The following is a 14,177-nucleotide window of genomic DNA, read 5'->3' as shown; positions in this document are numbered from 1 at the left end:
GGTCGTTAGCTCAGTTGGTAGAGCAGTTGACTTTTAATCAATTGGTCGCAGGTTCGAATCCCGCACGACCCACCAATACAGAAAAAGCGCCTTTTGGCGCTTTTTTCGCATCTGCCGTTCGGAACCCCCTCAAAACCGCTATAACTACCCTTGCGACGCCAGTAAAAAAGGCGCTGCAAGCAGCGCCCTATGGCCATCGTACAACTGCTGCCTGGATGATCAGGCCGCCAGTGTCGCCCCGCCGTCAATCACGATATCCTGCATGGTGATATGGCTGGCGCGATCGGAAGCCAGGAACAAAATCGCATCGGCAATTTCCTGCGGCTGAGCAATTTTACCCAGCGGAATGCCCAATTTGAACTGTTCCGGGAAGCCGTTAATGGTGTTCTGCTCGCCGGTTTCATCCTGCCACATGCCGCGCTGCATCGGTGTATTGGTCGAGCCTGGCGAAACCAGGTTGCAACGTACGCCATAAGGGGCCATTTCCAGCCCGACGGTGTTGCACAAACTGCGCAACGCCGCCTTGGAAGCGCAATAGGCTGCCATTCCGACGCGCGGCACATGCGCCGCATTGGATGCCACGCTGACAATGGCGCCGCGTCGTTGGCGACGAAATACCGGCAAGGCATGGCGGAACATATTGAATGCTCCACCGGCATTGACTGCCAGGCAGGCCAGCCAGTCTGCGGTACTGGTTTCGTCCGCCAACCCCATGCGCAGAATACCGGCACCGTTGACCAGCACGTCCAGCTCACCCTGCTCCGCCAGCAAACGTCCGCACAGGGCATCTACCGCATCGCTATCGGCGATATCCAGCACTTCGGTGCGAAAAGCATATTCCGGCTCGCCAAAATGCTTATCGAAGCCAATCACCTCGGCACCGGCTCGCATAAACGCCAAAGCCGTCTCCAAACCAATCCCGGCACCCGCGCCGGTGACCCAAACTCGCTTACCGGCGAAATCACCCTGTTGGCTCATCAGGCTTTCCCCTCCGACAGCAACGCCCACCAGCCATCAATGGTCGGATTCTTGGCCAGCGCGATAAAATCGATATCGCCGCGGATCTTACGCCAGCGTGCCGCCAGCTCCATGATACGCACCGAGTCCAGGCCGTAATCGATCAGGTTCTCATCGTCGCCCATGTCTTCACTGTCTTCGTCGAGGAAAGGCATGATTTGCAGGCGCAACGCCGCTTTGCTGGCAATTCCTGGCAGCAGTTTGGCAGTGGTCACCACGCGGCCACAGCGGCCGGCCGTGTAACGCAGTGCCATCAGGTGTTCTTCGCGGGAGAAGTCGGCCAGACCATCAGCAACCATAAACGGCTGAATATTGCGCATAAACGCATCGATCGCCGTGGTCATGCAACCGATATGGGCGTACACGCCGCAAATGATCAACTGATCGCGCCCGGACTCCTGCAAAATTTCCTGCAGCGGCGAACGGTGGAAGGCGCTGTAACGCCATTTCACCAGCACAGTGTCGTCCTCTTCCGGCGCCAGCGCGGCGACCACCGCCTGCTGCTCCGGGTGCTTGTTCAGCCCTGGTCCCCACATGTCATTGAGCAACGCGCGATCTTCATCACTCTGCTGATTAGGCTGCGCGGTGTAAAACACCGGAATGCCCTGCGATTTGCAGTAACGGCGCAGGTTGGCGATGTTCTCCACCACCTGTTTGATCAGCGGGCTGTCTTCACCCCAGAAATTCAGAAAATACTGCTGCATATCGTGGATCAGCAGTGCAGCGCGCTGCGGTTCTACCGTCCAGCTCACTTTGTTGGTCGGCAGTTCAGCCTGAGTCGGCAACGCGTAATCATTAAGTTTTGGAATGGCCATGACTTATTCTCCCTGGACCAGAGTCAGTTGTTGCGCCTCCAGGCGTTGGCGCAACCGTTTTTTATCCACTTTGCCAACCGGGGTGAGCGGCAGCGTCTCGACCTGTATAAAACGGTCGGGCAATTTAAATTCGGCCACGCCCTCGGCGCGTAAATGGCGACGCAGCACCACCGGCTTCAATGGGCTGGTGGCGATGATATAGGCGCAGCTTTTCTCGCCCATCAGCTCATCCGGCATTGAAACCAACGCCACATTGATCACCTCCGGGTGACGCAGCAGCAGGTTTTCGATCTCCTCGGCGGCGATCTTTTCCCCACCGCGGTTAATCTGGTCTTTCTGACGCCCTTCGACCTTCACATAGCCGTCTTCGGTCAGGCTGATCAAATCGCCGGAACAGTAGAAGCCGTCTTTATCAAAGGCGGCAGCGTTGTGCTCCGGGCTTTGGTAATAACCGCGGAAGGTATAAGGGCCACGCGTCATCAGGCGCCCGGTTTGCCCCACCGGCAGCGGATTGCCGTCGTCATCGGCCACCCACAGCTCGTCATCCGGCGACATCGGGCACCCCTGAGTGGTGAGAATATGCAGGTCGTCATCGTCCAGTCGGGTGTAGTTCACCAGGCCTTCCGCCATGCCGAACACCTGCTGCAACTGGCAGCCAATCTCCGCCGGGATCCGTGCGGCCAGAGTTTCCCCCAGCTTGGCGCCGCCCACCTGCAGTAACTTCAGGCTGGCCAACTGCCGGCACCCGCCCCACTCTTCAATGGCCTGCAGCCACAGCGTCACCGCCGGCGGCACCAGTGCCGTCACGTTAATCTGATGCTGCTCAATCAAGCGGAAGCATTGCCCGGCATCCGGATCGCTGGCGAACACCACCAGCCCACCACCGTAAAACACGCCCAACACGCCAGGCGAGCTCATCGGATAGTTGTGTGCTACCGGCAGTGCGCACAGATAACGGGTTTCGTCATCAAAATGACAAATCTCCACGCTGCGGCGAATGCTGTAGTAGTAGTCGTTGTGGGTACGTGGGATCAGCTTCGGCGTGCCAGTACTGCCACCGGAAAGCTGGAAGAACGCTACCTGATCGGCCGCGGTTGGCGCAGCCACGAAATCGCCGCAATCCTCTTCCAGCCAGGCCGCCAGCGACAGCTCGCCCTCGGTCTCACTGCGCAAGGCCACCAGGCGCAGAGAAGGGTGCTCGGCGCCAAACGCCGTCAGGAATTCGTCGTTGCCGAACAGGCCATGCTGACGATCGGCAATCAGCAATGCCGGCTTGATCTGTGCCGCGTAAGCGTTCAGCTCGTTGCGCTGGTGGCTGAACAACGCATTCACCGGCACCACGCCAATTTTCAACAGCGCAAAGAAAGTCACATAGAACTCAACCACATTCCCCAACTGCACCAGCGCGGTATCACCGCTGTGCAAGCCCCGACGCTGCAAGGCCGCAGCCAGCCGATCGGAGAGTTGGTCAAGCTGGCGGTAGCTCAGGCTGCGTTGCGGGTCAATCAGCGCTATGGCGTCATTTTTAGCCTGACGAGTGATGATGTCGGTCAATGGCCGGTCGGTCCAATATCCGCGTTCGCGATAGCGACGGGCTAATGCCTCAGGCCAGGGAGTAAAAGCAATGCTCATGGGAATGTCTATCCTTGGTTCAGGCCAAACGCCCGCGAAATGGTACTGAGTTTGGTGCCGGTTTCATGCCATTCAGATTCCGGCGAAGAGTCTTGCACAATGCCGGCTCCGGCAAACAGTCGCACCTGGTTGCCCTGCACCGTGCCACATCGGATGGTGACCACCCACTCACCGTTGCCCTCGGCGTCACACCAGCCGACGATGCCGCCAAACAGGCCGCGATCAAAAGGTTCCAGCTGTTTAATCACCTGGTGCGCCAAGGCGGTTGGCGTACCGCACAATGCCGGCGTCGGGTGCAGCAGGCAGGCCAGCGACAGCGCATTTTCGCCACGGTTGGCGGCTTCGCCGTCGATAGGCGTGGACAGGTGCCACAGCGTGGTGGTGCTCAATAATTCGGGAGAGGTGGGGATGTTCAGGTAGCTGCAACGATCGGCCAACACCTGGCGCATCCCTTCGGTAACAAACTGGTGTTCATAGAGGTCTTTTTCGGAGACCAACAGCTGTTGGCTGATCTGTCGGTCCCGCTGCGGATCGGCATCACGGCGGGCGGAACCGGCCAGCGGGTTGGAATAAAACTGTGCGCCGGATTTGCGCAACAGCAGCTCAGGGCTGGCCCCAAGCAATGCCCCCTGCTCCAGCGGCACATGGAAATGGAAGCCATGGGGGTTCTGGGCGATGATGCGCGCCATCAATGCCTGGCTGTCTACCGGCTCGCGCGTTTCAATCTCCAGCAGGCGCGACAGCACCACTTTGTCCAACCGATCGCCACGGGTCGCTTCCACCGCATCCGCCACCATTTGCATGAAAGGCTGTTGTGCGGGCACTTCATTTTGGCGGATAATTTCCGGCAGAGCGTCCTGGGGTGAGGTTACGCCGGCCAAAAAGGCCTCGCGATCAAACCATTGGCTGTGCTGAGGAATAAACAGTGCGGAGGGCTGTTGAGTATCAAACGGGATCGCTCCGCACAGCACCGGGTTTTTCACCCCGGCCAGTTTGGCTTCGGCAAAAGCATGCTGTACCGCCTGCTGGAACTCGCCGTTAAGCTGATCCCCGTTCTGAGCCGGCAGCGTGATTTTGGCGAAGCAGCCCTGGGTACTCAGACTACGGAAAGGAGAGGTAAAGAAAAAGCCGGAGGTCGGCGACACGCCTGCAACGGACGATTCGTCATCCTTGCTTTGCGGCTTCTTCTGCCCGGTACCCTTTACTGTAACGCTCATCGGTTCTCCCGTTCGTATCATGAACAATAACCTGTATAATAATGATTATCATTTGTATTGAATCGCGTTAAATTACCTTCGTGAATATGCTATGTCAATAAATGTAAACAGTTCTTCTCTTCATAATCGTGCTATAAAATCAGCAGCTTTAATTATATAAATGATAAGTATTACTATTTAACGTCCAAGGAATGTTTTATGAAGAAGATCCTGTTCTTCGGCTTCGCGCTGTTTGGCATGCTGACCATTGGCGCAGCCCATGCCACAGAGGCCGGTTGGCCGCGTAAAATCGAAACATCACACGGTGTGGTGACCTTGCAGCAGCCCCCTACCCGTATCGTTTCCACCAGCGTTACCGTCACCGGTACCCTGCTGGCGATCGATGCACCGGTCATCGCCAGCGGCGCCACCACGCCCGGCAGCCGCCTGGCGGATCGGCAAGGGTTCTTCCATCAATGGAGCGCTATCGCGGCACAACGCGGCGTTAAACGCCTGTACATCGGCGAGCCCAACGCAGAAGCCATTGCCGGTGAAGCGCCCGATCTGATTATCATCTCCGCTACCGGGGCCGATTCCGCCCTGCGTTTGTACGATCAGCTCTCTGCCATTGCCCCGGTGCTGGTGGTCAATTACGACGACAAAAGCTGGCAGGCGCTGGCGACCGAACTGGGTCAGGCCACTGGGCATGAAGCCGAAGCGCAAAAAGTCGTCAGTGATTTCGATAGCCGTGAACAGTCGCTGAAGCAGCGCATGAAACTGCCGGAACAACCGATCTCCGCACTGGTATTCAGTGCCGACGGCAAATCAGCCAACCTGTGGACCGCAGAATCCTCTCAGGGGCAAATGCTCAAGCAATTGGGGTTCACCCTGGCGGTCCCGTCAGACAAGCTGAACAACAGCCGCAGCATGGGAATGCGCAAGGACATCATTCAACTTGCCGGGGAAAACCTGGCGGAAGGCCTGAATGGCCAGACTCTGATGCTGTTCGCCAACAGCGACAGCGACGCACAACGGCTAATGGCCAATCCTTTCCTTGCTCACCTGCCGGCGGTGCAACACCAGCGGGTTTATGCGCTGGGGAATGACACCTTCCGGCTGGATTATTACAGCGCCAGCAACCTGCTGACGCGGTTGGAAAAGCAGTTTATTTCTCAGTAGCTTCCGTGGCGGGCTGGAGATCGCTTTCTTGCCCGCCAATGCTCACCTGTCGCAGACCGCGCATCGCAAATGCCAGTACTACGCCGAGTACCGCTACGCCAAAACCAAAGCTGGTTGAGGTCATGGCCGGCAACATAAACGCCCCCATCGCCCCCAGCAACAATGCCCCCAATGCGTCACCCACCACGTTTTGCGCCGTCCACAGGCCATTAATGCGTCCGAGGAATGCATCCGGCGTCAGGTTCTGAATCAGCCCGTACTGCAACAATGAATTCAGCGCGCTCAGGTAGCCGAAAATCACCAGGAAGAACAACGCCAGACCATACCAGGGCATCAGCCCGAACAGGCCGATAGCGACAAATGCGCCAATCGCCGTCATCAGCATCATCCAACCCGGCCGTGCCACGTGAGCCACCCGGCCACTGGTGAAGGCGCCAATCGCTGCCCCCAGCGGTACAGCGGAATACATAAAGCCCAGCTGCGCCGCACTGACTTGCCACATGCCGGACATCGCCGGGTACAGCACGCGTACCGCGCTGGCCATCGTCAGCAGCGCGCCGATCAGCGCCACCATGCCAATCACCCGGTTGCGGAACAGGAAGCCAAAACCCCCGGCCAGCGCACGCAGCGGATGCTCACGCGGTTGCGGCGGCGGCAACAACTGCGGCAGGCGCAACAAGGGGATCAACGTCAGTAAGGTACCCAATGCCGCCAAAGCGTAGTTCCACGTCACTCCGGCGTTGGCAATCACCAGCCCGCCAATCGCCGGGGAGAGGATCGAGCCAAAACGCACCGTCAGCATGCTGATGGCCCCGGCCTGAACGATATTTTCACGCCCTACCAGCGCCGGGGTCGCCGCCAGCAGCGCCGTCACGCCGACGGCACCGAAGAACCCGTCCCAGACGGCCAGCAGATAGATCAGCGTTAATGACGGCGCAGGCAACGCGGCATTCAGGCACAGGCCGACAAAACCGATACCGCAGGTGGAGCGGGCAAATAAAATCAGGCGGCGGCGTTCGTAGCGATCGGCCAGTACCCCTCCCATCAGCAACCCGGCAAACATGCCGCTGCCCGCCAGCGTCACCGACAACCCGACCAGCAGCGTCGAGCCGGTCAAGGCCTGGATTTGCACCGGGATCGCAATGGCCATCAACCCGAGCGCCAAAATGGAAATAAAACGCGCGCAGAATACGGCGCGAAAAGCGCCATTGGTTTTAAGCAGGCCAAAATCAAGCAAAATAGAGGGCTTACTCATGAGCTTTCTCACCACAACTAAAGAAAAGGGACAGCATCGGTGCTGCAATAGCGAAGGGACTCATGGTACCATAGATGAAAGCAATCAATAATGATAATAAAACTCATTTATATTCAATTAAATAATGGATTGTTATGTTACGGACTTCACGCCATTGCACACCACCCGTTTCTACCCCGAGGGAACGTCTTATTGGCGGCCCTACCCGCTCATTTCGTCGCAAACTGTTTGGCCTGCTGATTGCCGTTTGCGCACTGTTGATCGTCATGCTGCTCAGCCTGTCGCTCGGCGCCAAATCTATCCCCTTCGACACGGTTATCCAGGCGCTTAACGGCCAGTGTGGCAGCGCGGACTGCACCATCATTACCCACGCCAGACTGCCGCGCACCCTGGTCGGCGTATTGGCCGGCATCGCCCTGGGCTTGTCCGGCGTATTGATGCAAACCCTCACCCGCAACCCACTGGCCGATCCCGGCATTCTCGGGGTTAACGCCGGGGCAGGTTTTGCCGTGGTGCTGGGCATCACCTTCTTTGGCGCCGCTCACGTGGGCGAATATCTGTGGTTCGCTTTCGCCGGCGCTATGCTGGCCGCTCTGCTGGTCGCGCTGATCGGCGCTCTGGGCGGCAGCAGCCTGAACCCGGTTCGCCTGACACTGGCCGGTGTCGCACTGGCGGCGGTGCTGGAAGGCATGACCTCCGGCATTTCCCTGTTGAACCCATTGGTTTTTGATCAACTGCGTTTCTGGCAGGCCGGTTCGCTGGATATTCAAAATATGCAGGTGGTGCGTACCGTCGCTTTGCCGATCCTGCTGGGCACCCTGATCACACTGTGGATGAGCAAATCGCTGAACAGCCTGAGCATGGGCAATGAATTGGCCACCGCGCTGGGTACCGGTATCGTTCGCACCCAGTTGCTGGGCCTGCTGGCGATCACCCTGCTGTGCGGCGGTGCCACCGCCGCCGTCGGCCCCATTGCCTTTGTCGGGCTGATGATGCCGCACATTGCCCGGCGGCTGGCCGGTTCCGAACTGCACTGGATGCTGCCGTGGACCTTGGTGTTGACCCCGATCCTGCTGCTGAGCGCCGATCTGATCGGCCGCTTCCTGGTCGCCGGGGAACTGCGTGTTTCCATCGTCACCGCCCTGATTGGCGCACCGCTGCTGATCATGCTGGTGCGCCAGCGCCATATGTTCCGGAGGCAGCGCTAATGTCGACGTCCGCAACCCGCCTGATGGCCAACCACAAAATGCGTGCCCTGCCGCGTCCGGCGCTGACCGCACTGCTGTTATTGCTCGCCGCCGCAGCGCTGGCGATTTATGCCCTGGGTTCCGGCGCTCTGTCGCTCAGTGCCTGGCAGGTGATCGACGCCCTACGCGGTGAAGGCCCGGCCAACCTGGCGGTGATTGTTACCCAGTGGCGCTTGCCGCGCGTAATAATGGCGCTGCTGTTGGGCGCGGCGCTGGGCATCAGCGGTGCCATTTTCCAATCGCTGCTGCGCAACCCGCTCGGCAGCCCGGACGTCATTGGCTTTAATACCGGTGCCTACAGTGGCGTGCTGGTGGCGATAGTGCTGTTTAACGGCGGCGTTCTCGGCATCACCTCCGGGGCACTGGCCGGCGGCTTGCTGACCGCCGCGCTGATTTATCTGCTGGCATGGCGCAACGGCGTCGAGTCATTCCGTTTGATTATCGTCGGCATCGCCGTGCGCGCCCTGCTGGTAGCCGGCAATACCTGGCTTATCATCAGCGCCTCGCTGGAGTCCGCCATGACCGCCGGGCTGTGGAGCGCCGGTTCGCTCAACGGCGTCACCTGGGCGAAAAGCCTGCCGGTGCTGGCGGTGATTGCGCTGTGCTGCCTGTTGCTGCTGATGCTGGCCCGCCGTATGCGGCTGCTGGAAATGGGCGATGATACCGCCTGCGCACTCGGCGTACCGGTAGAGCGCTCGCGCGTGATGCTGTTATTGGTTGGCGTCACCCTGACCGCCGCCGCGACCGCCGTCGCCGGGCCGATCTCCTTTATTGCGCTGGTGGCGCCCCAAATTGCACGGCGCCTGTGCGCCAACCGCAGCGTCCTGTTGCTGACAGCCCTGACGGGCGCCCTGTTGCTGCTGCTTGCCGATGTCGCAGCACAACGCCTGTTTATGCCTTATCAGTTGCCGGTCGGGGTGTTGACCGTCAGCCTGGGCGGCATTTATCTGATTTGGCTATTAATCCGTGAGTCACGAAAAAAATGAATGCTGAACCCTTGCAGCCCGCGCCGTTACGCGCCGAAAATCTGACGCTCGGCTATGACAAGAAAATCGTCGCGAGCGACCTTTCCGTTTCTATCCCGCACGGCGAACTGACGGTGATTATCGGGCCCAACGCCTGCGGTAAATCCACCTTGCTGCGCACCCTCAGCCGTTTGATGCAGCCGCAGGCCGGGGCTATCTGGCTCAACGGCAAACACATCAGTGAATATGCCACCAAAGAGGTGGCGCGCCAGTTGGGGCTGCTGCCGCAAAGCTCGACCGCGCCGGGTGACATTACCGTGTTTGATTTGGTGGCCCGTGGTCGCTACCCGCATCAGCGTCTGTTCAGCCGCTGGCGTGAAGAAGACCAGCAAGCGGTAGAGCAGGCGATGCGCTCCACCGGCGTGTTTGAACTGGCCGAACAGCCGGTCGACACGCTTTCCGGCGGACAGCGTCAACGGGTGTGGATTGCCATGGTGCTGGCGCAGCAAACGCCGCTGCTGCTGCTGGATGAGCCGACCACCTGGCTGGATATCAGCCATCAGATCGACCTGCTGGAACTGATGCGTCAGTTAAACCGTGAAAACGGCCATACGTTGGTGGTGGTGCTGCACGATCTCAACCATGCCTGCCGTTACGCCACGCATCTGATTGCCATGCGCGACGGCAAGGTGGTGGCCGAGGGTGCACCCAAGGAGATTGTGACGCCGGAACTGATCGAAAAGGTCTACGGCCTGCGCTGCATGATCATTGACGATCCCGTCTCGCACACGCCGTTGGTGGTACCGCTGGGTAAGTAATCGAGATGTAGGGGCCCAGCATGCTGGGCCCGAATTAACCGGGGCGAATGTATTCGCCCCCTAACGTCACTGGGTATTACAACGCTCGCAGAATGCGGTTCAACAACGGTCCTAATACCTTGAACGACGTTGGTGAAACGATATCCACGTGCGCGCAGTCCAGTTCATGAACCTGTAACGCGTCCACGTACTGCGACCAGGTCTGCTGCACATCCATTCCTTCCTGCAACGTCTGGCGTGCGACAAACAGCGTGGCCTGTCCTTTGAAGTTCGCCGTATGGGTCGCTGAAAGCAGGCGTACCGAATCGGCATAGTTGGCTTCGATATTATCGAACATCGCCACGCGGGTTTCCCCCAACGCCGGATCCAGCGCATCTTCAGACACCGCCAGGAACTGCTGCCGTTCGCGCTGAACTTCTTTCAATACGTTGTCATCCAGCATCACGTCCCAGTTCTGCGTTTCCGGCGGGTAGGTATCCAGCAACCCAAGGAAAGCCACTACTTCGCCCCGTGCCTGCAAGCGAGCTGCGATGCCCTGCGCCAGAGTGCCACCCAGCGAGTAACCGATAAAGTGGTACGGGCCATAAGGCTGCACCTGCAACACCGTCTCCAGATGCGCGTCGCATACCTGGTCCATATTTTCGCTGAGTGCCAACGGGCCGGCCGGCCGGGGTGACTGTATCCCCACCAGCGACCAATGCTGATCGATGTAACGCGGCAGCACGCTGAACTGCCAGGAGAAACCGGATGCCGGATGCAAGCAGAACAGCGTCGGGCCCTCGGTGGTGCGCAGCGGCAAGACGCTGTCGAAACCGGTTTGATCGGCTTCTTCCTGAGTGCGTTCTTCCGCCAACAGTTGCGCCAACTGTTCCACGCGGGAGGCCACCATCACCTGCCCTACCGACACCGCCTTGCCCAGCTCACGCCGCAGCTCCGCCGCCAGACGCATTGCCAACAGCGAGTGACCGCCGAGGGCGAAGAAATCGTCGTCGGCAAACACAGTTTCGCGTTGCAGCAGACGAGCGAACACCGCGGCGATCGCCGTCTCCAGCCCCGCCTGCGGCTCGCGCCCTGCGGCTCTGGCGCCGGTTTGCGGTTGCGGCAGTGCTTTACGATCCAGCTTGCCGTTGGCGCTCAGCGGCAGAGCATCCATCTCGACCAGCGCCACCGGCACCATATGCGGTGGCAGGCGATCGGCCAACGCTGCACGCAGCGCGTCCAAATCGAGACGAACACCAGGCTGCGCCACCAGATAGCCCACCAGCTGACGGGCATCGCCGCCGCCGGGATCTGTCGGCGTATGTTCCAGCACCAGCGCGTGGGTCACCGCCTGCTTGATGCCCGGCAGAGACAGCAACGCATGATCGATTTCACTCAACTCAATACGTTGCCCGCGAATTTTTAACTGATCGTCGCTGCGGCCGAGGTATTCCACCTCGCCCCCCGGCAACCAGCGGGCGACGTCGCCCGTACGATACATTCGTCCGCCGTCGCCGTCAGGATCGGCCACAAAGCGGCTGGCAGTCAGTTCCGGTCGTCCCAGATAGCCGTGCGCCAATTGGACGCCAGTGAGGTACAAGTCCCCGGCGACACCCGGCGGCACTGGCCGCAGGCGCGTATCGAGGATGCGCAAACCTGTGTTCCAAACCGGCAAACCAATCGGCACATTAGCGCCAGTGACCGCAGCCAAGGCCTCACCCCAGGCCGGATGCCAGCTGACGTCCACCGCCGCTTCGGTCGGCCCGTACAGGTTATGCAACGGCACTGCGGTACGGCTTTGCCACAGGCGGCACAGCTCTGCCGGCAAGGCTTCACCGCTGCAAAATACCTGCCGTAACGGTGCACAGCACGCCACCGCCTGCGGGTTATCCAGCGCGCTGACGAAGGCCGCCAGCATCGAAGGGACAAAGTGCATGGTGGTGACGCGGTGCCGGTCAATCAACTGCAGCAGCTGTTCCGGATCGCGGTGCGCTTCCGGTGGCGCCATCACCAACTGAGCGCCGACCATCAACGGCCAGAAAAACTCCCATACCGAGACGTCAAAACTGCAGGGAGTTTTCTGCAACACCACATCGCCCGCCGCCATTGGATACTGATGTTGCATCCACAGCAAACGGTTGACGATCGCCTGGTGGCCCACCAACACGCCTTTCGGCCGCCCGGTCGAGCCGGAGGTAAAGATAATGTAGGCCGGGTGATGCGGCGTTGGCCCGCTCAGCCTGACGTTCGCGGCGCTGTCAGTCGACAACGGCGTGTCATACAGCAGGATCTCCCCTTTGCCGGCGAATCGCGCCTGCTGGGTAGGTTCGGTGATGATCAGGCGCGGCGCGGCGTCTTCCAGCATCATGCCGAGGCGCTCGTCAGGATAACCGGTGTCCAACGGCAAATAGGCCGCCCCGGCTTCGACGATGGCCATTAACGCCAGCGACAAAAAGACCGAACGCGGCAAGGCGACGGCGACGATATCGCCTGGCTGCACGCCCTGCTCCGTCAGCAAACGCGCCAGAGCGCTGACCTGTTCGCGAGTCTCCCGGTAATTGAATTGGTATTGCGCATCGGCCAGCGCCGGGGCGTCTGGGGTTTTCTGCGCCTGCTCCGCCAGCAGGCCGCTGAGGGTCTGCGCCTGCACCGGGTATGCGGTGTCGTTAACCCGGGCCAGCAGTTGACGGTCTTGCTCGGTGAGCAAATCGGCGTCGCCGATCGGCATCTGTGGCTGTGCGGCAAACTGACGCAGCAGCAGCGGCAAGCGCTGCAGATGTGCCGCCAGTTCATCGCGTTGATAACGCTCGGCATTGGCCAGCAAATCGACCTTCAGCGTGCCGCCTTCATCAAGGTACAACGCAATTTCCAGATCACGCACCGGCCCGGAGGCCAGCTCATGGGTAATGCCTTCGATACCGCCGAAATCCAGCTGGAAATCGAACATTTTGAAGTTGAACACGGTGCCGTACAGCGGCTGGGCATCGCCAATCCGTCCCAAATCACGCTGCACCTGTTCCGCTTCGTAGCGCTGATGGCGGCGAACGGTTTTCAACTCACGGCCGATATTGCCGGCGACTTCGCTCAACGTCGCCTGAGGATCAAGGTGCATTTCGATCGGCAAAACGTTAATCACCGGCCCGTTGGCGCACAGCGCGGCCGACCCGGTACGGCGCATAAAGATAAAGCCGGCGCTGTAGCTGGCATGCCCGCTCAGACGCGATACCCACAGCGCCACCAGCGCCAGTGCCATATCCGCGACGCTAAACTGCTGCTGACCGGCATTCACCAGTTGCGTAAAGTCTTGCCGATCGCACAGTTGCGATAACCGGTGAATACGGGTGGTCGGCGTCTGTCCCGCCAGCGGCTGCGGGCAAAGGGTGGCCGGCGTCGGCAACTGCTGCGCCTTGCTCAACCAGAAGGCGGCGTCACGCTGACAGGTGGGCGACTGCGCATAACGCTGATATTCCTCGACCACGTCGCTGAAGGCGCTAAAGGGGGTCGCATCCGGCCGTTCATTACGCAACATCCGGGTATAAATATGGGCAATTCTGCGGGCAATGGCGGTGAAACTGAAGCCATCCACCAGAATGTGGTGATAACGTTGATACCAGAACCAGCGCTGATCCGACAGACGGATCAGCATATGGCGATACAGCGCATTGCCGCTGCCGATACGTAAATCACCGGACATATCCAACTGCATGAGGGCACGTGCCGCCGCAGCGGCATCGGGAGATTCGCTGAGATCAATGTATTCAACCGGCAGGATCGCCAGCGCCGGGTCATGCCATTGCATCGGCACCCCATCGCACTCTGCAAAGCGGAACTGCAGGGTATCCACTTCGGACAGCCCCTGCTCAATCGCCCGCAACAGGCATGCCTGATCCAGCGGGCCGTTCAGCTCGATATAGTGGGAAACCGCATAAGCATTGGCATGCGGTGAAATCTGATCGGCAACCCAGATCCCGGGTTGCGCGGCGACCAACGGCAGTTCAGTGACGAGCGGCGATTCGGTCGGTAATAAAGTGCTGTCTGACAAGGTACTGACTCCTGTTATCGGTATTGGCGCCA

At 59.8% G+C, this 14,177-nt stretch carries 10 protein-coding genes; 4 read left to right on the top strand and 6 right to left on the bottom strand.

The window, feature by feature from the left end:
* Positions 1-219: 219 nt before the first annotated feature.
* Genes dhbA through ACGS9J_RS23660 form a run of 4 tightly spaced genes read right to left on the bottom strand, consistent with a single transcriptional unit; the run spans position 220 to position 4,681 of the window.
* Positions 220-978 (bottom strand): 2,3-dihydro-2,3-dihydroxybenzoate dehydrogenase, encoded by a 759-nt coding sequence (dhbA, locus tag ACGS9J_RS23675; RefSeq protein ID WP_442233108.1) that lies wholly within the window; start codon positions 976-978, stop codon positions 220-222.
* The gene (locus ACGS9J_RS23670) at positions 978-1,832 is read right to left on the bottom strand and encodes an isochorismatase family protein (RefSeq protein ID WP_442233107.1); all 855 of its coding nucleotides are present in this window, start codon (positions 1,830-1,832) and stop codon (positions 978-980) included. The genes dhbA and ACGS9J_RS23670 overlap by 1 nt, the downstream gene beginning before the upstream one ends.
* Positions 1,833-1,835: 3 nt before the next feature.
* The gene (locus ACGS9J_RS23665; RefSeq protein ID WP_442233106.1) at positions 1,836-3,464 is read right to left on the bottom strand and encodes a (2,3-dihydroxybenzoyl)adenylate synthase; all 1,629 of its coding nucleotides are present in this window, start codon (positions 3,462-3,464) and stop codon (positions 1,836-1,838) included.
* An 8-nt stretch (positions 3,465-3,472) separates the two neighbouring features.
* On the bottom strand, positions 3,473-4,681 hold the full coding sequence (locus ACGS9J_RS23660) for an isochorismate synthase (RefSeq protein ID WP_442233105.1): 1,209 nt from the start codon (positions 4,679-4,681) through the stop codon (positions 3,473-3,475).
* 198 nt (positions 4,682-4,879) lie between these two features.
* Between ACGS9J_RS23660 and fepB the strand changes: the two genes are divergently transcribed.
* Positions 4,880-5,839, top strand: a complete 960-nt coding sequence (gene fepB / locus ACGS9J_RS23655) for a Fe2+-enterobactin ABC transporter substrate-binding protein (protein WP_442233104.1) — start codon at positions 4,880-4,882, stop codon at positions 5,837-5,839.
* Here the strand turns inward: fepB and entS are convergent.
* The gene (entS, locus tag ACGS9J_RS23650) at positions 5,826-7,094 is read right to left on the bottom strand and encodes an enterobactin transporter EntS (RefSeq protein WP_442233103.1); all 1,269 of its coding nucleotides are present in this window, start codon (positions 7,092-7,094) and stop codon (positions 5,826-5,828) included. The genes fepB and entS overlap by 14 nt on opposite strands.
* A 134-nt stretch (positions 7,095-7,228) precedes the next feature.
* Here entS and fepD point away from each other — a divergent pair, with 134 nt between their 5' ends.
* From fepD to ACGS9J_RS23635, 3 genes are read left to right on the top strand one after another with little or no spacing between them, the layout of a single operon-like run.
* Positions 7,229-8,302 carry a Fe(3+)-siderophore ABC transporter permease gene (gene fepD / locus ACGS9J_RS23645; RefSeq protein ID WP_442233102.1) on the top strand — a complete coding sequence of 358 codons (1,074 nt, stop codon included), beginning with the start codon at positions 7,229-7,231 and terminating at the stop codon, positions 8,300-8,302.
* Positions 8,302-9,327, top strand: a complete 1,026-nt coding sequence (fepG, locus tag ACGS9J_RS23640; RefSeq protein ID WP_442233101.1) for an iron-enterobactin ABC transporter permease — start codon at positions 8,302-8,304, stop codon at positions 9,325-9,327. The genes fepD and fepG overlap by 1 nt, the downstream gene beginning before the upstream one ends.
* Positions 9,324-10,124 (top strand): ATP-binding cassette domain-containing protein, encoded by an 801-nt coding sequence (locus ACGS9J_RS23635; RefSeq protein ID WP_442233100.1) that lies wholly within the window; start codon positions 9,324-9,326, stop codon positions 10,122-10,124. Before fepG ends, ACGS9J_RS23635 begins: the two co-directional genes overlap by 4 nt.
* 76 nt (positions 10,125-10,200) lie before the next feature.
* On the opposite strand, the gene ACGS9J_RS23630 is transcribed toward ACGS9J_RS23635, so the two are convergent.
* Positions 10,201-14,145: an enterobactin synthase subunit F gene (locus ACGS9J_RS23630; RefSeq protein ID WP_442233099.1), complete on the bottom strand. Its 3,945-nt coding sequence runs from the start codon at positions 14,143-14,145 to the stop codon at positions 10,201-10,203.
* Between the last annotated feature and the right edge of the window lie 32 nt (positions 14,146-14,177).

The sequence above is a fragment of the Serratia quinivorans genome (assembly GCF_052113645.1).
Taxonomy (GTDB): domain Bacteria; phylum Pseudomonadota; class Gammaproteobacteria; order Enterobacterales; family Enterobacteriaceae; genus Serratia; species Serratia quinivorans_B.
Note: the sequence above shows the minus strand (reverse complement) of the source record. Positions and strands in the feature narration are given on the sequence as shown.